Source organism: Phascolarctobacterium succinatutens YIT 12067 (assembly GCF_000188175.1).
GTDB classification, from domain to species: Bacteria; Bacillota; Negativicutes; order Acidaminococcales; family Acidaminococcaceae; genus Phascolarctobacterium_A; species Phascolarctobacterium_A succinatutens.
Genome location: NZ_GL830849.1, coordinates 18,760 through 40,539, shown reverse-complemented (window position 1 = coordinate 40,539; position 21,780 = coordinate 18,760). Strand labels below are relative to the sequence as shown.

The following is a 21,780-nucleotide window of genomic DNA, read 5'->3' as shown; positions in this document are numbered from 1 at the left end:
GACTGCTGAAAAGGGGAGTTTGCTTAGATGATGACCTTAGGCGCAATTGTAGCAGGTTTTATTTTAGATTTGATTTTCGGCGACCCGCATTGGTTGCCGCATCCGATCTGCTTAATTGGCAATTTAATAGGATTTCTGGATAAAAAACTGCGGCGTATGCTTGCTCCCGGCGAGACAGCATTACTGCTCGGCGGTGCCTTGATGGTAATAATCGTTCTGGTTCTTGCCTTTGCCGTGCCGTATGCTGTGCTGACGTTGGCGGAACATGTTAACCCCTGGCTGCGTTTTGCTCTGGAAACCGTTATGTGCTACCAGATTTTTGCTACAAAATGTCTGCGTGACGAAAGCATGAAGGTATACACTGCTCTGAAGGATAACGATCTTGTGGATGCAAGACTGAAGCTTTCCTGGATCGTTGGGCGTGATACAAAAGAACTTGATGCTGCAGAGGTGACTAAGGGAGCAGTAGAAACCGTTGCGGAAAATACTGCCGACGGCATCATCGCTCCGATGTTCTATATGTTTATCGGCGGCGCTCCTCTGGCCTTTTTGTACAAAGGCATAAATACTATGGATTCCATGGTCGGTTATAAAAATGACACGTATCTTTATTTTGGACGCTGTGCTGCCAAGCTAGATGATTTGGCCAATCTGATTCCCGCGCGTATTACCGGTCTGGTAATGATTGTGGCATCTTATTTCCTTAATCTTGATGCCAAGAGAGCGTGGAAGACATTCTGGCGCGACCGCTATCATCATCTCAGTCCTAATTCCGCAATGACGGAATCAGTTACGGCCGGTGCCTTGAACATTCAGCTCGGCGGCGATCATTTTTATTTCGGTAAACTCGTCCACAAGGAAACAATCGGCGACGACATCCGTCCGGTGTGCCCCGAGGATATAGTTACCACCAACAATTTACTTTATATGACGGCTGTTCTCAGCCTGTTGCTGTTTTCTCTGATTTATCTGGTTAACAGTCTTATTTTGAAATGAAGCAGGTAGAAGATGATGTATAAATACGAACACGGCGGAGATATCTATACGGAAAAGCTGACCAAGGATGGTCGTCCCTTCGTAGATTATTCTGCCAATATCAATCCTCTTGGCCTGCCGCTTGGTATAAAGCAGGCCGTTCAACAGGCTTTAAAGCTTTGTATCAACTATCCTGATCCCTTCTGCCGCGAGCTGGCAGAGGTGACAGCAAGCTATCTGCAGCTGCCGCAGGATTATATTTTCTTCGGTAACGGTGCGGCCGACGTGCTGTTCCGTCTGGCGCTGGCCTTGAAGCCCGGACGAGCACTTTTATTGGCACCTACCTTTGCCGATTATGAAAAGGCTCTGCGCACGGTAGACTGCAAAATAAGCTATTATAATCTGCAGGAGGCGCGTGATTTTGCTGCTGACAATAATGATATTGTTGATGCGATTACGCCCGATACAGATCTGGTTGTTATCTGTAATCCCAATAATCCTACCGGCCAGCTGACGAGCCGTGAGCTGCTGGTGCAGATTCTCGACAAATGCCGTCTGGTAGGAGCCCATCTTTTGATAGATGAATGCTTTATGGATTTTGTCAGTGAGGAAAAGGCCTTCAGCATGCGTGATCTGCTGGCAACCTATCCTGAACTGGTTATCCTTAAGGCCTTCACCAAAACCTTTGCGATGCCCGGCATCCGCTTAGGCTACTGCCTCAGCGGCAGCAGTGAGTTGATCACAGCGCTGCATCAGAGCGGTCAGGACTGGAACGTTTCCATTCTGGCGCAGGAGGCAGGCAAGGCTGCTTTAAAGGAGCACGAATATCTGGCTAAATCCTTTAAGCTGATTGAGCAGGAGCGCAGCTATCTGCGTAACCGGCTTGCAGCTTTGGGTGCTAAGGTATACGGCTCGGAGGCCAATTATATTTTCTTTTATCTGCCGCAGCCGGAAAATCTTCCGGAGCTGTTGCATGAGCGTGGCTATCTGATACGTTCATGCGCCAACTACCAAAATCTGCAGGCAGGATATTACCGTATCGCGGTCAAAACGAGAGTGCAGAACCGCGGTCTAATTAAAGCACTTAAGGAAGCAATAAAAACATGCGCTCTTTATTAGTATTAATTGATGGCTTAGGCGATTCCCCGATTTCTGCATGGCAGGGACAGACTCCCTTTGAGCACGCAGTGCATCCTGCAATGGATGCGCTGGCTGCTTCCGGGACACTTGGGAGCTTCAGCATATGTGAAAATGACATCATTCCCGAAAGCTGCAGCTGTATTCTGCGGCTTCTGGGTGTAGATAAAAAGGATATACCGCGCAACCGTGCTTATCTGGAGCTGTTGGCGCACAATCGTGATATTTCCGAATATGAAATGGTGTTGCGCTGCAATCTGGCTGCTGTTGATGCATCCGGCCGTCTTGCTGCCTTTAACGGGCAGGGACTTACGCCGCTGGAGATGCAGCAGGCTGCCAAACATTGTGACGGTATCTTTAAAGATATAGAGTTTATTCATTTATCCGAATACCGTAACCTTTTAGTGATGAACAGGGAAGCAAGCGTGCTGGACTGCACAGTACAGCCGCCGCACGAAAGTGTAGGCGAGGATGTAAGCAAGCTGCTGCAGGAGCTGCGTAGCCAATCTCTGTCCATTAACTATTTTTTGCAGGAGTCGGCAAAAAGGTTGCAGCCCTTTGCCCGCGACGGCCTGCAGTACATCCTCTATCCCTGGGCCCCTTCAGCCCGTCAGGGACTGCCTTCCTTCAGCGGTCTGCACGGACTGCGCGGTGGGGCGGTGTGCAAGGCGGAGATTGTCATCGGCATCGCCAAAGCCTTGGGCATGGATGTAATAACACCGCCGAATGCAACCGGCGATGTGGACACTGATATTATGGCGAAGGCCGAAGCAACACTTGCTATGCTGCAGCAGGATGATTTCGTTATTGCACATTTCAACGGCAGTGACGAGGCTTCACATCGTTATGATTATCAGGGCAAGGCTGATTTTATCAGCAGGATAGATACCCAGTTTTTACAGACCATAGCAGCAAAGTATCATGAACCACTGAAGCTCGTCATCTGCGGCGACCACGTTACCAGTTCGGTAACAGGCAAGCACGGTGACGGTTGCACGCCTGTGATTGCAGGCTATCTTAATACCACAGGTCACATTATCCGGCTGCAAAGCTACCGTGACATACTGGACTTTTTGATGAAAGAGAGTGATTAAAGTGGCAAAAGCACTTATGATAGTAGGTACCATGTCCAATGCAGGCAAGAGTCTGGTAACAGCAGGTTTATGCCGTGTATTCAATCAGGATGGCTACAAGGTAGCACCGTTCAAATCCCAGAACATGGCGCTGAATTCCTTTATCACCGCCGAGGGTGCGGAAATGGGACGTGCGCAGGTTGTGCAGGCTGAAGCAGCCAATATCGAACCCAGCGTACTGATGAATCCTATTCTGCTGAAGCCTACCAGCGACAGCGGTTCCCAGGTTATTGTCAACGGCGAAGCAATCGGTACCATGAAGGCCGGCGAATATTATGCAATGAAGCATACTCTGCGTCCGGAGGTACAGAAGGCGTTTGATACGCTGGCTTCCAAGTTTGATATCGTCTGCATCGAGGGTGCAGGAAGCCCGGCGGAAATTAACATCAAAAAGGACGATTTTGTCAACATGGGCATGGCTAAAATGGCCAAGGCTCCCGTGCTGCTGGTAGCAGATATTGACCGTGGCGGTGTTTTCGCTTCCATCTACGGCACACTGATGCTGTTGGAGGATGACGAAAGAGAAATGGTTAAGGGTGTTATCATCAACAAGTTCCGCGGTGACGTAGAAATCCTGCGCCCCGGTCTGAAGATGATCGAAGATAAAACAGGCGTGCCTATCGTAGGCGTGCTGCCGATGCTGAAGGTTGATATCGAGGACGAGGACAGCCTCTCCGAGCGTATCAGCGGCCGCAGTGAGGTTAAGCTGATTGATATTGCGGTTGTACGCATTCCGCGTATGTCCAATTATACAGACTTCAACGTATTCGAGCTGATTCCCGGCGTATCCCTGCGCTATGTAACCAGTGTACGCGAATTGGGCCAGCCGGATATGATTATTATCCCCGGTACCAAAAATACCACCGGTGACCTGAAATGGCTGCGCCAGAGCGGTATGGAAGCTGCTATTTTGAAGCATGCTAACAGCGGTACCGTAGTGTTCGGTGTCTGCGGCGGTTATCAGATGCTGGGCAAGCAGATTTCCGACCCGTACGGCGAAGAGGACGGCACCGGTAAGGCCAACGTTACTCCCGGCATGGGCCTGCTGGATATCGAAACTACCTTTATCGAAAAGAAACGTACCATCCAGATGGCTGGCAAATTCGGTCAGGTGCAGGGCATTTTCTCCGCACTGAGCGGTCTGCCGCTTTACGGATATGAGATTCACTCCGGTGTAACCGAATTCCCCGAGGAGAAGGCACTGACCTCTATCAGCCCGATTCATGAGAACGGTGAGATTATGGCCGAAGGCTCTCAGAACACCGAAGGTAAGCTCAATGTTTACGGTACCTATGTACACGGCGTCTTTGACGGCGATGGTATTGCCGTGAAGATTGTAGAAGCGCTGCTGGCCAAGAAGGGTAAAAAGATGGATGATATCCAGACCATTAACTTTGCGGAATACAAACGTCAGCAATACGATATTCTTGCCGACAGCATCCGCGAAAATCTGGATATGAAGAAAATCTATGAGATTTTGGAAGCAGGTGTCTGAATGAAAGACGGTGGGCTGATTCATATTTACTGTGGCGATGGCAAGGGAAAAACCACTGCTGCTATGGGTCTTTCAATCCGCTGCGCAGGCCATGGCAACCATGTACTGATTGTACAGTTCCTCAAAAGCAGACCGACAGGCGAGCTTGCGAGCCTGGCACTGCTGCCCAATATTGAGGTAATGCGCGGCAAGGAAACCAAGAAATTCACCTTCCAGATGAACGATGAGGAAAAGGCAGAGGTTAAGCGCGAGCATATGGTGCTTTTCGATAAGGTTAAGCAAAAATGCGCCAACGAGCATATCGACCTGCTGATTTTCGACGAAATCATTGGTGCCTGCAATACCGGCGTTTTTGACCAGGCTGCTTTAGTAGAATTCCTGAAGAACAAGCCGCAGGAGCTGGAGGTTGTTATGACAGGCCGTAATCCGGCACCTGAGCTGGTGGAGCTGGCTGATTATGTATCTGAGGTCTGCATGCGCAAGCACCCCTTCAAAAGAGGTATTCCGGCGCGTGTAGGCATTGAAAAATAAGGCTTCGGCCTTGCAGCATCTGTTAAGAAAGGTAGTGTAAAATAATGCATTTACAAAATGTTTTACCCGCTGACATTGAAAAACGTAGTATGGAAATTATCGGTGAGGAGCTGGGGCAGATTCGTATCGACCCCGAGAAGATTGATATCGTTAAGCGTGTTATCCATACCTCCGCAGATTTTGATTATGCCCGCAATATGCTGTTCTCCGACGGCGTAGTAGAGAAGGCGCTGGATGCACTGCAAAAGGGTGCTACCATCGTTACCGATACCAACATGGCCTGCACCGGCATTAACAAAATGGGCTTGGGCAAGCTGGGCGCAAAGGCTGTCTGCTTCATGGCAGATCCCGATGTTGCGGCACGCGCTAAGGAAGCAGGCTCCACCAGAGCCGCTGCCTGCATGGAAAAGGCCTGCACCATCGAAGGCCCGGTAATCATTGCCGTAGGCAATGCACCGACCGCACTGGTTCGTCTGGACGAGCTGGTTAAGGAAGGCAAGATTAAGCCGGAGCTGGTTATCGGTGTTCCTGTAGGCTTTGTAAACGTTGTGGAATCCAAGGAAATCATCATGAAGACCGGTATTCCTTATATCGTTGCCCGCGGCCGCAAGGGTGGCAGCAACGTTGCTGCAGCAATCTGCAATGCGCTTATCTATAAGCTGACACGTAAATAATTGTAAGTAATTAGGAATGATTATAGCTGAAATCGTAGCTAAAGATACAATTTCAGAGTTAAATTTTGACAAAATAGTAAAATCATTTTCAATTACTTGACAAATCAGTTTACATGTTATAGGATAAATTCTGTAACGTATGACTGCTGATTCAATGATGAAACAGTGCTTTTTAGCACTGTTTTTTTCAAGCGTTGCAAAGCTGTTAGAAAATTAGAAAGAATAGCAATATTAGCTTGATTCTTACGGTTTTGTGTGATAAAATAAAATGAAGGTATTTTTAGATTATGGACACTACAGTTAATAACTATCCGGAAAGGTTTTTAACTTATCTGGAGGTTGAAAAAAATTGTTCTCAGCATACGATTGAAAGCTATCAAAAGGATTTGGCTGCCTTTGCGGAGTTTATGCTGCGCAGAAACAAGCAGAATTTTTTCTGGCAGCAGACAGGTCCTTTGGATGTGCGTGGCTATCTCGCAGAGCTTAACGAAAAGCAGTATGCGCGCAGGACGATTGCCCGCAGGATATCTGCACTGCGTTCCTTTTTTAAATACCTTGTGCGTGAAGCGGTTATTGAATATAGTCCGCTGACAAAGGTGCGCACACCAAAGCTGGAAAAAAAGCTGCCGGCTTTTTTGGATGAAATTGAAATCAACGAGCTGTTGGCGATGCCCGATAAAAGTAAGGTGTTGGGTGTTCGCGACCAGGCGGTGCTGGAGATGCTTTATGCTACCGGCTGCCGTGTATCCGAGCTAGTAGGGCTTACTCTGGAAAGAGTAGACCTGAGCAACCGGTTCGTGCTTCTGCTCGGCAAGGGTAATAAGGAAAGAGTTATGCCGGTAGGCCACACCTGCTGTGCTGCGTTAAGCACATATTACCGTGTACGACAGCAGCTGATGCTTCAATATCAGCAGAAGCATGACTTCATTTTCGTCAATAACCGTGGTGGTAGGCTCACGGACCGCAGTGTAAGGCGTATTTTAGAGAAATATATAAATATGCTGGCTATCCATAAAAATGTCAGTCCGCATACGATACGCCATTCCTTCGCAACGCATCTTTTAGAGCATGGTGCCGATTTGCGTTCGGTACAGGAGCTTTTAGGACATGCGAATTTATCAACAACGCAAATTTACACGCACGTTTCAAATGAACATGTGACGAATGTTTACAAGAAGAATCATCCAAGAGCATAATTTTTTTTAGGAGGGTAAAATCATGAAATTGTTGGAAAAGACCAGAAAGATTAACAAGCTTTTACAAAAAGGAGATAAGGTTGAGTTTAACGCTATTGCAAAGTTGTTGCGTGACGTTATTGAAGCAAACACCTATATTGTCGGACGTAAAGGCGGCGTAAAGGGTTATGCGCTGATTCACGAGTTTGAATGCGATATTATGCGCGAGCAGGTTCTTGACGATATGCGTTTCCCTGAGGATTATCTGGGCTTTATTATGAGCGTTAAGGAAACGCTGGCCAACATTCCTCATCAGAATCAGAACTGCTCTTTTGTTGCTGATACAAAATGTATTTTTAACGGTAAGATGACTACTGTTGTACCTATTTACGGCAATGGCGAACGCCTTGGTACCCTGATTGTTGCTAAATATGATGCGGAATTCGATGATGATGATTTGCTGTTGGCTGAATATGCTGCTACTGTTTTGGGCGTTGAAATTCTGCATGATCGCGAAGCAGTTGTTTCCGAAGAAATCCGCAAGAAGGCTACCGTACAGGTTGCTTTCTCCACCCTGTCCTATTCCGAGCTGGAAGCTATTGTAAACATTATGGGCGAGCTGAATGGCAACGAAGGTCTGCTGGTTGCTTCGAAGATTGCTGACCGCGTAGGCATTACCCGTTCCGTTATCGTTAACGCACTGCGTAAATTTGAAAGTGCCGGCCTGATTGAAACTAAATCCCTGGGCATGAAGGGCACCTATATCCGCGTACTGAATCCGATGCTGTTTGAAGAACTGAAGAAGAGATCCTAAGTTTTTTGATAAATTATATATATAATGAAGCCATTCTGTTGTAACTGTAGTTGCGGCAGACTAGCTTTTCTTATGGAAGTTAAAGCTCCCCGATACGGTCGTATCGAGGAGCTGTTTTTAGTGTGCAAGCTTTTGGCCAACAACAAAGGCCAACGAGTTATTGACGAACTGGTTCAGGCTGATGCCCTCACGTTCTGATTCTTCGGCCAGCAGACGGTGCAGTGTTTTGGGTACACGCACTACGAACCTGCCGCTGAAACGAGGCTTAATATTCGGCTCGTTGATGGGCATACCGCGGTCGAGCATATCTTCAATCCAGAGACCTTTTACCTCCAAGATATTTTTGTATGCTTCCTCAAAGGTTTCGCCATCACTCCAGCAACCGGGGAGCAGGGGAATGCAGGCAAAGTAACCGCCGCCTTCATCCTCGGGAATAACGCTGATTTCAACAGGATAGTTTAAGGACATGTAATAGTTAAAGTCTTTTTTTTTCATCTGCCTCACCTTAACCTTTCGCTAAATCGCTCAATAAATCTGCAATCTGACGTGCATAAATCTTTTTGATAGAGTCTTTGTGTACAGGGATGTACATTGTACTGTATCCCTTGCAAACAATTTTAAAATGACTGCCACCACTACGCGGAGGAATGACTTCAGCTCCTAACCTTTCTAAGAGAGCTTTGGTCTGGTCCCAAGGCAAATCCTTGCCGTTGGCCAGAGCGCGGAGTTTTTTCTCGAGGGATGTCATAATATACCTTCTTTCTTTATGATACTATATATAGTATAAAATATCAACAAAAAAATGGCTGTTACGTACTTCATTACGAAATTCGTAACAGCCATTGAACACGTTCAGTGTTTAATGCTTAGAGCATATTTGGTTATTTTGCACCACCGAAGAGATACTTTCTTGATTCCAGGAACAGTGCAATTGCCAGGATGAAGAGTACAGAACCCAATGCAGCGGTAATGATATGAGTTGCCATGTTAGCGAAGATGATTTGTGCCAATGCAACCAAAGTTACACAGAACATAAATGCCATCGGGATGAGAACCATCAGGTTGTCACGGCCAACGCTCTTCAGCCATACACCGACAGCCAACAGGGAGAGGGCAGCCAACAGCTGGTTAGCAGCACCGAAAATCGGCCAGATGGTGAGGTAGGAACCAAGGGACATATAACCGGACAGTACAACGGTAATCAGAGTAGCAACAAACGGGTTGGTGAGAACATTGCCTTGAGCTTCGCCGGTTTTCGGATCAACCTTAGTGAACAGCTCCTGGAAAATGAAGCGGCCCAGACGGGTTGCGGTATCCAGAGTAGTCATAGCGAAAGCGGAGATGGTCAGAGCAACGAAGCCTTTAGCTACGCCGAAGGAGAAGCCGAGCTTGGTCATGAAGGTACCAACGCCATCAGCAAATACGTTTACAGGACCACCGTTTTTCAGCAGTTCGGTCAGCTTGTCGCCGCCAACATAGCCTACAGCAACAACTGCAACTACAGCCAGAACGCCTTCAAGCAGCATGGAGCCGTAGCCGATGAGCTTAGCATTGCCTTCGCTATCGAGCTGTTTGGAGGTAGTACCGGAGGATACCAGGGAGTGGAAGCCACTGATAGCACCGCAGGCAACGGTTACGAACAGCATCGGGAACATCGGGTTGGTGCCTTTGCCGGAAGGATCAAAGGTGGTGAATGCCGGCAGCTGCATGGAAGGCTGATAAATTGCGATACCAACCAGAGCGAATGCGATGCAGGCATACAGCAGGAAGGAGTTCAGATAGTCACGCGGCTGCAGCAGAATCCAGACAGGAGCGATGGAAGCAACGAAGATGTAAACCATCAGGACGCAAACCCATACGTTTTTGGACAGGTGCAGCGGATACATGTTGCCGAGAGCAATTGCAACAACCAGCATGATAACACCGATAACGGTGCCTACGCCGAGGCTCAGGCCGCAGCGATATACGGAGAAGCCGAAGATAACAGCCAGGACGATGAACAGCAGAGAAGCGGTTGCAGCCTGCGGGCTTGCTACGAAGGTAGCGGCTACGATGTTAGCGAAAGCAGCGATAACAACCAGCAGAGTTACATATGCGAAAATGGAGAAGAGGAACTTGCCGCTCTTGCCCAGAGTTGCATCGATAATCTGGCCGATGGTTTTGCCGTCAAAACGGATGGAGGAGTACAGAGCACCAAAGTCATGTACGCCGCCGAAGAAGATGCTGCCGATTAAAATCCACAGCATTACAGGAACCCAACCGAATACAGCAGCGGTGATAGGACCAACGATAGGACCGGCACCGGCAATGGAGGAGAAGTGATGGCCCATCAATACAGCGGGCCTGGTCGGCATATAGTCGACGTTATCGCACAATCTCTCAGCCGGGGTCTTACGTGTAGGGTCAACACCCCACTTTTTACACAGCCAGGAACCATAGGTTACGTAGGCAACAAAGAAGATAACCATTGAGCCTACAAGCAACAATAAACCACTCATAAATAACATCCTTTCTTTCCCTTTTGCATCATTGCAAAATAAATAATTTAGAAAATGATAACTACTAGTGCACTCTATATCTTATGTGCAATATAGAAATAGTATACCACAATTAGGCTTATTGTCAACGTATTGTCACAGAATTATTTATTAACTTAAAAAAGTGAAAAAGCTGTTAAGATTTGTACAAAATGTGCAAATGCTTAACAGCCGAATACTATTTATTTTTTCCGCGGAGAAATAACTTGTCCAGTGTGAATCGACAGATATCAAGCTTTGGCAAACTCGAAAATAGCCTTTTCCTTAACGCCTGCTTTGTTGCAATAAAGCTTCTGTGCAGGGATATCTACGAGGTACAAAGCAAGATCGGACCAGCCTTTCAGGGTGAAGCAATAGTCCTTGTGCTGCCTGAGCTTCTGCAGGTCTGCTATAGCCTTTTCCTCAACGCCTTGCTCGCAGATAAGCACAAGTGCATAGACGCTGCTCATGTGCTCGGTAGTGGTTTTGAGCGCTGCCATAGCGTCCTTGGTGAACTGCAGATAGGGGGAAGCCATGTCCGCAGTCAGCTTTTTGTCGAAGTGCGCAGCATAAAGATATTCGTTGTGCTGCACACTGTAGGTCTTTAAAGAAGGCACGATGAAATAGCCTTCGTCCGCAGCGTTAAGCTCTGCTGCGAGGACAAATGCCGGTGCTTTCGGTAATGGCTTCTTATCATAATAGTGAGCAAGACGCTGCTCTAATTGCTGTAAATATTCTTGACCGTTCATTATGGTACTTCCTTTGTGTTTGATAGCTTTTAGTATAAGCTATCAGGCAGTTTTTGTCCAGTATTACCGGTTTTATGGCTTGTTACAGGCTTCTTTGGCAATTCCACGCAGATTCGCTATATATAATAGGATATGAATGTTCTTAAAATGCTATAATTATGAAAAAAATTTCGATAACTGATGACAATTACCACAATTCAAGCTATAATAAGTATATAAATAAAAATTATTTTATGAGGTGACATACAATGCAATTTCCGATAGTTTTAGGTGTTTCTGCACGTCACGCACATCTGTGCCGTGAGCATATGGATATTTTATTTGGTGAAGGCAGTGAGCTGCACGTTAAAAAGCCAATCGGGCAGCCCGGTCAGTTTGCTTCTGAAGAACAGATTACCATGGTAACTCCCAAGGATTCCATGAAGCTGCGTATCATCGGTCCTTTGCGTCCGGAAACTCAGATTGAGCTTTCTCTGACCGACGCGCGCAAGGTTGGCCTTGATGCCCCTATCCGCAACAGTGGCGACATCGCAGGCAGCGCTGGCGCTAAGCTCATCGGTCCGAAAGGCGAGCTTGAGCTGAAAGAGGGTATTATCATCGCTGCGCGCCACGTGCATCTGTATCCGGAAACCGCTGAAAAATACGGCCTGAAGGACGGCGATATCGTTGATATCCAGACAGAGGGCGAGCGTTCCGTAACACTGCATAATGTTCTGGTACGTGCGGGCGTAAAGCATGCTGACGAGGTTCATATCGATACTGATGAAGCTAATGCCTGCAACCTGGGCAGCGGCGTGATGGTTAACATCGTCTACAATAAATAATTCCACCGTTTTTCCAACAAAAGGATGGTGAGTATATGAAAAAAATTACAGTCTTGGCGGCAGTGCTTATTTTGTGCGCTGCGCATGCTTCTGCCTACGAAAACAGCTACGCAGGCTACAGCGTTAAGGACGGACAGCCTTACTATAAGCTGGAAGCGAAGAAGGTTTATGCGTATACCAATATCAGCAGCAAAAAGGTTTATCAGAACGAAGAGAATTTAAAAAATACCGCAGTTAATATTGTTAACTATTACACAGCAGAGGATATGGAGCAGATTTTAGGCGAAAAATTCTCTACTGCTTATTTTGATGCGGAATATGAGAAGCGGGCACTTTTGGAGCGCTCCCAGCTTAATCCGAAAACCGTGCCTGCGCCGCTGCTGGAGCTTGATAAATATGCCGAGCATGACAGTAACGGCAATCTGACGATTCAGAGCAAGGTGCTCAAGGAAAAGCTGGAAAAGCTTACGCCTCTTATTAAGACAGGGAAAATTGCCGGCAAAAAGGCGATAACTATTTCTTACCTATATAAACAGGGTGATGTGCTGGTTAAAATTGATACTAGCCTTGTTTCTGCCAATGACAGACTTTATCTGCTGTCTACCGTAAATACTGACCAGGATCTTTATGCACCTAAGAAGGATGAAAAAGACGCTGACGCTGATGCAGATATTGATGATATCGATACTGACGCAGAAAGCGACGAAAATGACGAGGCCAAGACCGAGCCCAAATCTGCTGCTTCCGCAAAGGAAGAGATGGACAAGGCTCTGGAGGTTGAGAATGTTTTTGTACGCGACGTACCGGCCGAAACCATGCAGCGCTTCGCTAAAGCACACACTGATCTGCTGAAGGGCTTTAAGGCTTTTGCTCCGACAAGCACGCCGAAGGCCATCGGCTTTACCGATGCCGCAGCCGGTAAAAGTGTGCAGCTGCCTGATGACTGGTTCTATGGCCAGCTGAATCTTAAATATAAGGACAAGGGCACATTTTACCTGACTTTGGCTTCTTCAATGAAGGAAATGCAGGAGGTTGCCGCAAATACTGATTATGACAGTGTTTATGCCGTATTAGCTATTCCGCAGGCTGACCCCGAATACCAGAAGAAGGTTACGGAGCTTTACAGCAGCGGTGCACGTAATGTTCTGCAGCACTGGAATCATCTGCTGATTACTGCCAGTGTTGATAACATTACCGACGCTGAAATCAAAGAGCTTCTTTCAACGCCTGTTGCCAACAGACTTGCGGTTGAGAGTTTTATCTCCGAAGGTCTGCAGCGCATGAAGGGCTTCAGCAACGAATACTTTGCTTTGAAGGATTATAAGACAAATTTTGACTTCACCCAGGAAAAAGCTCTTATCGGCATCAATGCTGATACCGATTTGCTGAAGGATTTTGCTTATAACAACAAAATTTTACTGAGCTGCAACCAAAAAGCTGCTACAGCGATGCTTTTTATCAAAAAAACTGACGTTGAAACGGAAAAAAGCCTTGAACAGCAAGTAAACAAATGGCACTTTTAACTACACAGATGCAATGAATTGCAGTGCATGAAAATCTTACGTCTGAGAAAAGGAAAATTTAACATAATATACATTATCGGACGTAAAATATTATTTTGCAGTCTTTGCGGTAAAAAGGCAGCATTATAGACATGGTTATTTCCCGACTGAGGAATTTGCTTAAAAAAGCATCGGATTATGATAATTTTTCGCTTTTTGCTCCTCCCCCGGAGGTTTGGAGAAGTTTTTAATGTTTTTTATGTTAGATTAACAACCGTGCGCACTGCTGTTTGACGAAATTACTTTTATCTGTTATAATTTGTATAAGGCTAACTATAAACACATGATTGGAGGGTCTAAAATGGGAAGAAGAAAAGCACTCCCGCCGGACTTTGATGGCAACTATACCGAAGATATGTTGTCTGAACGCCAACGTAACATTTTGAAATTCGTCCGTACTTTTATTAATCATAAGGGTTATCCACCTGCTGTACGCGAAATCGGTGCAGCTGTGGGTTTATCCTCCAGTGCCAGTGTGCATAATCATCTGAAGAAGCTGCAGGAGTATGGCTTCATTCAGCGTGATGCTGCCAAACCGCGTGCTCTGGAGCTGATGAGCGAGAGCGATGCCTGGAGAAACAAGCTCCTTGTTCCGGTACCGCTGGTTGGCAAGGTTACTGCAGGTGTTCCTATTCTTGCTGTCGAGAACATTGAAGAGACCTATCCTATTCCTCGTGACCTGATTGGTTGCGACGATGATGTTTTCATGCTTTCCGTATGCGGTGACAGCATGATTAACGCAGGTATTCTTGATCATGACTACATTATTGCGCGTAAGCAGAATTTTGCTAATAACGGCGATATTGTTGTTGCTTTGATTGACGGTGAGGAAACCACCGTTAAACGTTACTTCCGCGAGCTGCGCAGTGTGCGCCTGCAGCCGGAGAACGATAAGTATGAGCCTATTGTTGGTTCTGACAACATTAAGGTGCTTGGCAAGGTTATTTCTGTATTCCGTATGCTCTAATAGCCTGACTGTAAAATGCATGTAAAATGATGTCACTTTAGCGTCAAATACAAAAAAACAGCTCTTTACAGAGCTGTTTTTTTGTTATATATTATAGTTATGAATGTGTGTAAACGATTTTTATAAGGAGATGACGCTTATGTTACATCCATCTAATGATATTATCATGAACGCCCAGCAATTCTTTGCTGCGGACCAGAGCGAGGCGAATCTGGTGAAGCTGTTGCATGCAGTCAGCATTGTGCTGCAGGAAGGTGCCGAAGTGCTCATTCCTACTGCTGCCGATGCGCCGAAGGGACAGCTGCTGCTGCAGACGCAGACTACGGACAGCGGCTTGGAATATATGACTGCTTACAGCAGCAAAGAGGCCTACGAGCAGGGCGAGCCCTGCAATGTTATCAGCCGCCCTTTGGTCAACTACTTTGAAGCAATCCTGCAAATGGACGGTATTGCGGGCATTATCTTTAACCCTGCTTCCCCAGCTCCCTTCAATATTCAGAACCAAATGCTCAAGGAGCTGTTGGCTGATGCCCAAAAGAACAAGGCACAGAACGCTATTTCCGTTTGGCGCGGTGATATTACTACGCTGGACTGCGACGCGATTGTTAATGCTGCCAACAGTACGCTTTTAGGTGGTGGTGGCGTTGATGGTGCTATCCACCGCGCTGCAGGACCGCAGCTTCTGGAAGAATGCAAAACCTTAGGCGGCTGCCCGACTGGTGCTGCCAAGATTACCTATGGCTATAATCTGCCTGCAAGCTACATTATTCATACCGTAGGCCCTATTTATAACGGTAAGGTTGAACAAAGACTGGAACTGGCCGACTGCTACAAGAACAGCCTGGAACTGGCGCGCAAGCATCATCTGCACAGCATTGCTTTCCCGGCGATTTCTACCGGTGCTTATGCTTATCCTGTGGACGAGGCTGCCCGTATCGCTCTTTTGACCTGCACCGAATGGATTAATGCCAACGCCGACTATGGCATGAGTGTTGTGCTTACCTGCTTCAACAGCGGCGTTTATAACGCTTATCAGGAGCTTGTTAAAAAAGCGCAGAACGGCGAGTTAGATTAACCTTATAGCACTTTTATGTACGACAAAACCCGTGACTCCCTTCGGACGTCACGGGTTTTTATTAACCTTAGCGTAAATTTACTAGCGTACAGATTTACGCATTGATGATATTGTTGAACAAAGATTTATTAGCTTCAATAGGCTGCTTGCCGCCGACTACGCAGATCAGGCCGTCGCTGAGCATGTCCTCTACTACCTTAGCCAGTGCTTGCAGGTCTGCATTGCTTACCTGCAGGATTTCGTTGCGGATGCGTTGGCGCAGCTCAACGGGAACGTGCTTCAGATATTGCGCGGTTGCCTTGTCAAGACGCATGCTGTTGGTCAGGGGCTTATCCATCGTGCTGATGGTACCGATAACGTACTTGTTCAGCTCGCGTTCGGGGAATTCTTCGTTTCTCAGCCATTCTGCCAGACCTTGGTAAGCCTCCAGAGTTTTCGGCAGCTGTGGGTCGCGGTAGGATGCAAACACGCCTACGCCGTTCAGCTCAAAGCGTGCAGTAACACCGTAAGCGCCGCCCTGAATACGGATTTTGGTCCAGAGATATTCATAGCTCAGAATGGTTTCCAGTACAGCCATCGCACCCACGTATTTGTGACCGTGCTTTGCAAAGTTGCCGCCTGCAGCAACGTATTGTACCTTACCTGCGGTAGCAATAGCCTCGTTAACGGTGCCTACGGGCAGAATCTCAGCCTTCTCCCCTGCTTCTGCATCAGACAGCTTGCTGATGAAATCAAGGCACTGCTGTCTTACTGCTGCCTGCTCTTTTACGTCACAGCTGTAGCTGAGCAAGAAACGGTTCTTCTGGAAGAAGCATTTGATTAACAGGCGCAACTGCTCCAGTACCTGCGGTGCCAGCTCGTCGAAGTTATCGGTCAGCTTTTTGAGGAACTGGTAATAGCTGAATTCGTCCTGCTCGTTGACGCGTGCGCCGGCAGAGCAATAGGAGAACAGTCTGGTGATAGCAACGGTCTGACCGCGGTTGAAGAAGTTGTCGTCCCAATCGGTTTTCAGCTCGGACACCAGCTCGCGGAAGCGCTCCAGATCGTCCATCTTGCTTTCCAAAGCAATAGCCTGCAGGATATCCAGCATTTTCGGCAGGTTATCTGTGAGGCATTTGCCTTTGGTGGAGAAGTAAATTTTATAATTATCCGTAGATTCTGCTTCGGTGAAGGCGCGTACAGCGAACGCAATACCACCGGTATACATGATGGCGTTGGTTGCCAGCTCCTGATAGCTGTAGCGCTCGGTGTTGAACTTGCCCATGATATCTGTGAGCAGATAGCACAGAGGCAGCTTTTCGGCTTCGATATCGGTAATATCAAAATAGAAGCTGGTATAAGCGATTTTATTGGTGTTGCGCGGAAGATACAGCAAATGGCTTGCGCCCAGCTCTTCCTCCTGCGTTTCAATCTTCTCTACCTCCTGTCTGATGTCGCTGCGCTTCAGTACAGGGATGGTTGCGCGGGCTTCCTCACTGTCGGGAGTAGCCTGCAGGCGGTGCAGCTCGGCACATTCGTCGATATGCTGCTGCAGCTCCTCCTGGCTCATCCGTGCCTTGATAGCGCTCATCTTGGCAGCAGCGGCCTCCTGGTCTGCCTCCTCCTTGCCGGGTTGCGGCAGCAGGGTTACCAGCACCTTATGGGTGTTGTCCAGCAGATAGTTTTCAATGATGCTTTCGTAATAATTGGTTTTCAGGCCCTCGCGCAGAGCTGCCAGATATTTGTTGTAGCAGAGGCCTTCAATCGGATTGCCGTCGTACAGCCAGTTATCCATAACGCCGATGCCCAAAATCAGTCCTTTGGGATAGCCGCCGAAATCTGCCTCACGCAGCTTGAATTCCATGGAGTTGATGTTGGCCTCCAACAGCTTTTTGTCAATGCCGTTGATGGTAATGTCCTGCAGTGTTTTATAGATAACGCTGATAAATTTATCGCGCAGGTCCTTCTCGCTGCCGCTGGCACGGATAGAGAATACCGGCTGATACATGCTGGAGGTATAGCTGCCGTTGATAATCTGGCCCACGCCTGCATCCATCAGCGCACGGCGCAGAGCGGAGGATTCGCTGTCCAGCAGGGTGCTTTTCAGCAGGCTCAGAGCCATGCTAGTCTGCAGGTCGGTTGCCTTGCCTGTTACGATAGAAAGCTCGTGATATGTTTTGGCAGTGCAGTCCTCCTCTGCTCCAACCGGATAAAAGGCTTCGATATCCGCAGTACGCGGCAAGGGCTGCTGCTCTGCGATAGCGGAATCAACAGTACCGGTTTTCTCAAAGCTGTTCAGATATTCGCTGTCGAGATATTCCAAAGTAGCGTCGATATCCATATCACCGTATAAATAGATATAGCTGTTTTCCGGGCTGTAATAGGTTTTGTGGAACTGCTCGAATTTTTCCTGAGTCAGCTGCGGAATAGCGTCCGGATAGCCGCCGGATTCAAAGCGGTAACAGTTGTCGGGGAACAGAGCCTTCATTGCTTCGTTTTCCAGATAAGCGTCCGGCGAAGAATATACACCCTTCATTTCGTTATAAACAACCCCGTTGTAGCTCAGCTCGCCGTCAAGGCTGTCCAGATTATAGTGCCAGCCCTCCTGACGCAGGGTGTATTTGTTTTGGTAGAAGGAAGGATAGAACACAGCGTCCAGATATACGTCCATCAGGTTATGGAAGTCCTTATCGTTGCGGCTGGCAACGGGATACATGGTCTTATCCGAGAAGGTCATAGCGTTCAAAAAGGTGTTCAGAGAACCCTTGACGAGGTCTACGAAGGGCTCCTTTAAGGGATATTTGCGGGAGCCGCAGAGAGAGGAATGCTCCAGAATATGTGCCACACCTGTATCATCTGCAGGCGGAGTTCTGAAGGAAATAGAAAAAACCTTGTTATCGTCATCGTTAGCAAGGTACAACAGGCGTGCGCCGCTCTTGATATGCTCCATGATATATGCCTGGGAGCTGATTTCATCTACAAATTGTGCTTGTAAAACCTTAAAGCCGTGGTATACGGCATTTATTGCTAAAGTCATTGTTGCCTCCTAAAAATTTACACTATGGTATTTATTATAACATATTTGCATATCTATTGTCTGAAATTCTTGTAAAAACAGTTAGCTGTTGCTAAAAAAGATTATCTCCTTGCCAAAAGCGCTGTTCTTGCCTATAATAATTAGTAGAATAGTCAGAATCTGGAGGGAGTATTCATGGAAGAAGCACGCTTTACACTGCGCATTCATCCTATTATTATGAATAAGATGAAGCATTTGGCAAAGATAAATGGCCGTTCGGTCAATAAGGAAATCGAACAGATTTTGAAATGGGTTATTGATGATTATGAGCGCCAATACGGCAAAATTGAGCTGACCAAGGCAGAAATGCCGGGCTTCAGCACAGGCGCAACGGTTAAGGAAGCGCCGGAGCAGCCTATGGAAATGCTCTTCGGTTTGGATAATAAAAGCAAAAAATAATATGTAGGCTCCCCTGCCCTACGCTATACAAATAATTAAGGCACTACTGCGCTCACAGTAGTGCCTTTAGTGTTTATGCTTATTTTGCTATTGCGTGCTCCTTCAGCTCCAGCTTTTGCTTTTCTTCTACCTCTTTGATGCGGCAGCTGGCGAAAATAGAACCGGAAACGTTATGCCATACGCTGAAGATAGCGCCCGGAAGCGTGGCCAGCGGATTAGCGGCGAAGTTTGCGGTCGCCAGAGCAAGCGCCAGACCGCTGTTTTGCATTGCAACTTCGATAGCAATAGAGGTTTCCTTAGCGTAGGATACCTTCATCAGACGCGCCATGCCAAGGCCAAGAGCCATACCGATGCCGTTGTGCAGGACAACTGCCAGCATTACGATCAGACCGCAGCTCATCAGCTTAGCAGCGTTGACAGCAACGATACCATCGATAATGGTTACAATCGCTACAACGGAAACCAGCGGCAGAATACCGCCCAGCTTGACGATGGTTTCGTGGAAAAGGCTGTTTAAGATGATACCTGCAAGCACAGGCAGCAGCACAATCTTCACTACGGAAAGCACCATAGCCATAAAGCTTACCTCAACCCAGGAGCCTGCCAGCAGGTACACCAGCACAGGTGTTACCAGCGGTGCAATCAAGGTCGAAGTGATGGTCATGCCCACGGATAAGGGAACGTCACCCTTAGCGATGTAGGCAATAACGTTGCTGGCAGTACCGCCGGGGCAGCAGCCTACGAGGATAACGCCCAGAGCGATATCAGTATCAAGATTCATCACTACAGCCAGAAAATAGGCTGCCAATGGCATGATGGTGTATTGCAGGATACAGCCGGAAATAACCTCCTTAGGTCGGGAAAAGACGATTTGGAAGTCCTCGCGCTTGATGGTCAGGCCCATGCCGAACATTGCCGTGCCCAGGAAGAGAGCGGTATACTGCGGAATCCACATGAATTTTTGCGTATGGGTGAAAGCAACCGCAGAGGTGATTAAAATCACGACGGCGATGTACTTGGATAAAAATCCGCTTACCTTGCCAATGATGTTTAAAACGCTGTTTTGCTCGTTCATATTAAATTGCCTCCTTACATGTATGCTGCCTTGGGGCAGTCACGCTGTTAATTGCCTCGAGCAGAAGCAATTACATGGGTATTGTACCACAAAAAGGAGGAAAAATAAAGTATCAGCAGGACTCCAGCAGGTGCGACACCTTCACCTGCAGCTTATCGGCGATGCGGAATACCAGGTCCATACTCGGGCGCGCGCTGCCGTGCTCGATTTTGCTCAAATACTGCGGAGTAATGCCTATCTGCTCTGCGAGCATCCCCTGCCCCAGCTCCTGCATGATTCTGTAATAACGTATTTTTCTGCCCATTTCTACATACTTTTCGCAATACATATATCATCCACTCCTCTACTTCTTACTGATTATAGCTTACAGTATTTCCGGCATTTCTTCATGTAAAAAAAGGTGCGAAGACTACCTTGATACCGCTTGCCAAAGTAAATACAGGTGCATTCCTGAAAAACGTGCCGGCAATCAGTTTTGCTTTTGCGTTATGTCTTAGCATAATCTTATTATAAAAAATAGGATAGCCAGAAATTGGCTATCCTAAAAAATTTTTTGAGAAATTTTTATATATTTTTTGCGAAAATGAATTTTGCGCTTAGTTTACCGGTATCTCCTGTCTGGAAATAACCTCAATCAGCTCGCCCTGGCTTTTCAGCCAGATATCAATGCCTTTGCCGAAAACCTCCGCTTCGATAAGCGTACCGTTTTCGCCCTCCTCTACCACCTTGGCGGTCGGCAGGCGGTCAAGAATGTACTCGTAGCTGCCGCCTTTAAACAGGAAGCGCAGGCGCTGCAGATGGCCGCCGTACATAAACTGGATGCGCTTGCGGAACTCGCCCTCCTCAAAGCGCTTGGAATACGGAACGGCGAAATGCGTTTCGGTGACGGTAAAGCTGTTGATTCTGTCGATGCGGTAGATAGTCGGGAAGGGATCGTTTTCTATCTCGAATTTGAGCTCCTCCTTCTCCTTGGGCACAATGAAGCCTGCCAGATAAAAGTAAAATTCGGAGAACATGATGCCTACGGGCTGCAGTCTGCGCTGCACCAGAACGCCGTCGGTACGGCGGTAGTTAATGATTATTTCCAGATGCTCATGCACAGCGCCGCTAAGCTCCCACATCTTCTTCAGGAACTTATCCTTGTGCTGCGGTTCTACATAAAGCAGCTTTTCATTGCCTATAAGCTCGCTCACACGCTGCTGCTCCGTTTTCGGGATACAGCAGTCAATCAGCTTATCAAGAATCGGATACAGCTCCTTTTTGGTGAACGCCCTGCTTTCGAGCAGTATTTTGAGCGTGGCGAAAACCTCCTCGTTGGACAGCAGATTGCGTGATGGCGGTACAAGCTGGTAAGCGCCGAGCTTTTGGTTGTAGACCAAATCCTGCACCAGGCCTGATGCTTCGTTCTGCTCATGTAAAAAGGACCGCAGGTCTTCTATGTCGCGCTGAATAGAGCGTAAGGAGCAGCCGAAGCGTTGGGCCTCCTCCTTCTTGTAGAGCATTTTGCCGTCTACCAGGCGCGAATACATATAGAGCAAACGATCCTTTGCAATGCGTAAATCTGTCATTATTAGTTCCTCCCTGCCATGAAATTTGCAAAGCGGTTGCTGCAAGAAAATCTCTT

Annotated in this window: 21 protein-coding genes and 1 pseudogene; 14 read left to right on the top strand and 8 right to left on the bottom strand. The window is 47.4% G+C overall.

Annotated elements, in window-relative coordinates:
* Positions 1-27 precede the first annotated feature (27 nt).
* The 8 genes from cbiB to codY all read left to right on the top strand — a co-directional run bounded on the left by cbiB (position 28) and on the right by codY (position 7,934).
* Positions 28-996, top strand: a complete 969-nt coding sequence (gene cbiB / locus HMPREF9443_RS01035) for an adenosylcobinamide-phosphate synthase CbiB (protein ID WP_009144625.1) — start codon at positions 28-30, stop codon at positions 994-996.
* 12 nt (positions 997-1,008) lie between these two features.
* The gene (locus HMPREF9443_RS01030) at positions 1,009-2,094 is read left to right on the top strand and encodes a pyridoxal phosphate-dependent aminotransferase (protein WP_009144624.1); all 1,086 of its coding nucleotides are present in this window, start codon (positions 1,009-1,011) and stop codon (positions 2,092-2,094) included.
* A complete protein-coding gene (locus HMPREF9443_RS01025) occupies positions 2,079-3,206 on the top strand; it encodes an alkaline phosphatase family protein (protein WP_009144623.1) in 1,128 nt (375 codons plus the stop codon). Before HMPREF9443_RS01030 ends, HMPREF9443_RS01025 begins: the two co-directional genes overlap by 16 nt.
* A gap of 1 nt (position 3,207) precedes the next feature.
* Positions 3,208-4,740: a cobyric acid synthase gene (locus HMPREF9443_RS01020; protein ID WP_040564570.1), complete on the top strand. Its 1,533-nt coding sequence runs from the start codon at positions 3,208-3,210 to the stop codon at positions 4,738-4,740.
* Complete coding sequence (locus HMPREF9443_RS01015; RefSeq protein ID WP_009144621.1) at positions 4,741-5,271, top strand: cob(I)yrinic acid a,c-diamide adenosyltransferase; 531 nt, start codon at positions 4,741-4,743, stop codon at positions 5,269-5,271.
* Positions 5,272-5,315: 44 nt separating this feature from the next.
* Positions 5,316-5,945, top strand: coding sequence for a precorrin-8X methylmutase (locus HMPREF9443_RS01010; RefSeq protein WP_009144620.1), 630 nt, complete (start codon positions 5,316-5,318; stop codon positions 5,943-5,945).
* Positions 5,946-6,232: 287 nt separating this feature from the next.
* Complete coding sequence (gene xerC, locus HMPREF9443_RS01005; protein WP_009144619.1) at positions 6,233-7,141, top strand: tyrosine recombinase XerC; 909 nt, start codon at positions 6,233-6,235, stop codon at positions 7,139-7,141.
* Between the two features lie 19 nt (positions 7,142-7,160).
* On the top strand, positions 7,161-7,934 hold the full coding sequence (gene codY / locus HMPREF9443_RS01000) for a GTP-sensing pleiotropic transcriptional regulator CodY (RefSeq protein ID WP_087942288.1): 774 nt from the start codon (positions 7,161-7,163) through the stop codon (positions 7,932-7,934).
* A 117-nt stretch (positions 7,935-8,051) separates the two neighbouring features.
* On the opposite strand, the gene HMPREF9443_RS00995 is transcribed toward codY, so the two are convergent.
* From HMPREF9443_RS00995 to HMPREF9443_RS00980, 4 genes are all read right to left on the bottom strand, one after another.
* Positions 8,052-8,429: a toxin-antitoxin system HicB family antitoxin gene (locus HMPREF9443_RS00995; protein WP_009144617.1), complete on the bottom strand. Its 378-nt coding sequence runs from the start codon at positions 8,427-8,429 to the stop codon at positions 8,052-8,054.
* 10 nt (positions 8,430-8,439) lie between these two features.
* Positions 8,440-8,682: a toxin-antitoxin system toxin component HicA family gene (locus tag HMPREF9443_RS00990; RefSeq protein ID WP_009144616.1), complete on the bottom strand. Its 243-nt coding sequence runs from the start codon at positions 8,680-8,682 to the stop codon at positions 8,440-8,442.
* Between the two features lie 133 nt (positions 8,683-8,815).
* Positions 8,816-10,432 (bottom strand): carbon starvation CstA family protein, encoded by a 1,617-nt coding sequence (locus HMPREF9443_RS00985; protein WP_040564566.1) that lies wholly within the window; start codon positions 10,430-10,432, stop codon positions 8,816-8,818.
* A 269-nt stretch (positions 10,433-10,701) separates the two neighbouring features.
* Positions 10,702-11,199: a hypothetical protein gene (locus HMPREF9443_RS00980; protein WP_009144614.1), complete on the bottom strand. Its 498-nt coding sequence runs from the start codon at positions 11,197-11,199 to the stop codon at positions 10,702-10,704.
* Between the two features lie 248 nt (positions 11,200-11,447).
* On the opposite strand from HMPREF9443_RS00980, the gene pduL reads away from it, so the two are divergent.
* From pduL to HMPREF9443_RS11160, 5 genes and pseudogenes are all read left to right on the top strand, one after another.
* Positions 11,448-12,023, top strand: a complete 576-nt coding sequence (gene pduL, locus HMPREF9443_RS00975) for a phosphate propanoyltransferase (protein WP_021720810.1) — start codon at positions 11,448-11,450, stop codon at positions 12,021-12,023.
* 35 nt (positions 12,024-12,058) lie between these two features.
* Positions 12,059-13,546, top strand: coding sequence for a hypothetical protein (locus tag HMPREF9443_RS00970; RefSeq protein ID WP_009144612.1), 1,488 nt, complete (start codon positions 12,059-12,061; stop codon positions 13,544-13,546).
* Between the two features lie 340 nt (positions 13,547-13,886).
* Positions 13,887-14,552, top strand: coding sequence for a transcriptional repressor LexA (lexA, locus tag HMPREF9443_RS00965; RefSeq protein ID WP_050787083.1), 666 nt, complete (start codon positions 13,887-13,889; stop codon positions 14,550-14,552).
* Between the two features lie 103 nt (positions 14,553-14,655).
* Positions 14,656-15,054: pseudogene (locus HMPREF9443_RS11165) on the top strand (SseB family protein); the annotation flags it as partial.
* Between the two features lie 3 nt (positions 15,055-15,057).
* On the top strand, positions 15,058-15,627 hold the full coding sequence (locus tag HMPREF9443_RS11160) for an O-acetyl-ADP-ribose deacetylase (RefSeq protein ID WP_050787084.1): 570 nt from the start codon (positions 15,058-15,060) through the stop codon (positions 15,625-15,627).
* Positions 15,628-15,721: 94 nt separating this feature from the next.
* On the opposite strand, the gene HMPREF9443_RS00955 is transcribed toward HMPREF9443_RS11160, so the two are convergent.
* The gene (locus HMPREF9443_RS00955) at positions 15,722-18,643 is read right to left on the bottom strand and encodes an insulinase family protein (protein WP_009144609.1); all 2,922 of its coding nucleotides are present in this window, start codon (positions 18,641-18,643) and stop codon (positions 15,722-15,724) included.
* A 174-nt stretch (positions 18,644-18,817) separates the two neighbouring features.
* On the opposite strand from HMPREF9443_RS00955, the gene HMPREF9443_RS00950 reads away from it, so the two are divergent.
* Complete coding sequence (locus HMPREF9443_RS00950; protein ID WP_009144608.1) at positions 18,818-19,081, top strand: Arc family DNA-binding protein; 264 nt, start codon at positions 18,818-18,820, stop codon at positions 19,079-19,081.
* Between the two features lie 79 nt (positions 19,082-19,160).
* On the opposite strand, the gene HMPREF9443_RS00945 is transcribed toward HMPREF9443_RS00950, so the two are convergent.
* The 3 genes from HMPREF9443_RS00945 to HMPREF9443_RS00935 all read right to left on the bottom strand — a co-directional run bounded on the left by HMPREF9443_RS00945 (position 19,161) and on the right by HMPREF9443_RS00935 (position 21,724).
* Positions 19,161-20,156 (bottom strand): bile acid:sodium symporter family protein, encoded by a 996-nt coding sequence (locus HMPREF9443_RS00945; RefSeq protein WP_009144607.1) that lies wholly within the window; start codon positions 20,154-20,156, stop codon positions 19,161-19,163.
* Positions 20,157-20,268: 112 nt separating this feature from the next.
* The gene (locus tag HMPREF9443_RS00940; RefSeq protein WP_009144606.1) at positions 20,269-20,484 is read right to left on the bottom strand and encodes a helix-turn-helix domain-containing protein; all 216 of its coding nucleotides are present in this window, start codon (positions 20,482-20,484) and stop codon (positions 20,269-20,271) included.
* 268 nt (positions 20,485-20,752) lie between these two features.
* Positions 20,753-21,724 (bottom strand): helix-turn-helix transcriptional regulator, encoded by a 972-nt coding sequence (locus HMPREF9443_RS00935; RefSeq protein ID WP_009144605.1) that lies wholly within the window; start codon positions 21,722-21,724, stop codon positions 20,753-20,755.
* Positions 21,725-21,780 lie beyond the last annotated feature (56 nt).

Coding starts and splice junctions, on each gene's coding strand:
- cbiB (WP_009144625.1), top strand. CDS start 28: ATGATGACCTTAGGCGCAATTGTAGCAGGTTTTATTTTAGATTTGATT.
- HMPREF9443_RS01030 (WP_009144624.1), top strand. CDS start 1,009: ATGATGTATAAATACGAACACGGCGGAGATATCTATACGGAAAAGCTG.
- HMPREF9443_RS01025 (WP_009144623.1), top strand. CDS start 2,079: ATGCGCTCTTTATTAGTATTAATTGATGGCTTAGGCGATTCCCCGATT.
- HMPREF9443_RS01015 (WP_009144621.1), top strand. CDS start 4,741: ATGAAAGACGGTGGGCTGATTCATATTTACTGTGGCGATGGCAAGGGA.
- HMPREF9443_RS01010 (WP_009144620.1), top strand. CDS start 5,316: ATGCATTTACAAAATGTTTTACCCGCTGACATTGAAAAACGTAGTATG.
- xerC (WP_009144619.1), top strand. CDS start 6,233: ATGGACACTACAGTTAATAACTATCCGGAAAGGTTTTTAACTTATCTG.
- HMPREF9443_RS00995 (WP_009144617.1), bottom strand. CDS start 8,429: ATGAAAAAAAAAGACTTTAACTATTACATGTCCTTAAACTATCCTGTT.
- HMPREF9443_RS00990 (WP_009144616.1), bottom strand. CDS start 8,682: ATGACATCCCTCGAGAAAAAACTCCGCGCTCTGGCCAACGGCAAGGAT.
- HMPREF9443_RS00985 (WP_040564566.1), bottom strand. CDS start 10,432: ATGAGTGGTTTATTGTTGCTTGTAGGCTCAATGGTTATCTTCTTTGTT.
- HMPREF9443_RS00980 (WP_009144614.1), bottom strand. CDS start 11,199: ATGAACGGTCAAGAATATTTACAGCAATTAGAGCAGCGTCTTGCTCAC.
- pduL (WP_021720810.1), top strand. CDS start 11,448: ATGCAATTTCCGATAGTTTTAGGTGTTTCTGCACGTCACGCACATCTG.
- HMPREF9443_RS00970 (WP_009144612.1), top strand. CDS start 12,059: ATGAAAAAAATTACAGTCTTGGCGGCAGTGCTTATTTTGTGCGCTGCG.
- lexA (WP_050787083.1), top strand. CDS start 13,887: ATGGGAAGAAGAAAAGCACTCCCGCCGGACTTTGATGGCAACTATACC.
- HMPREF9443_RS11160 (WP_050787084.1), top strand. CDS start 15,058: ATGCTCAAGGAGCTGTTGGCTGATGCCCAAAAGAACAAGGCACAGAAC.
- HMPREF9443_RS00955 (WP_009144609.1), bottom strand. CDS start 18,643: ATGACTTTAGCAATAAATGCCGTATACCACGGCTTTAAGGTTTTACAA.
- HMPREF9443_RS00950 (WP_009144608.1), top strand. CDS start 18,818: ATGGAAGAAGCACGCTTTACACTGCGCATTCATCCTATTATTATGAAT.
- HMPREF9443_RS00945 (WP_009144607.1), bottom strand. CDS start 20,156: ATGAACGAGCAAAACAGCGTTTTAAACATCATTGGCAAGGTAAGCGGA.
- HMPREF9443_RS00940 (WP_009144606.1), bottom strand. CDS start 20,484: ATGTATTGCGAAAAGTATGTAGAAATGGGCAGAAAAATACGTTATTAC.
- HMPREF9443_RS00935 (WP_009144605.1), bottom strand. CDS start 21,724: ATGACAGATTTACGCATTGCAAAGGATCGTTTGCTCTATATGTATTCG.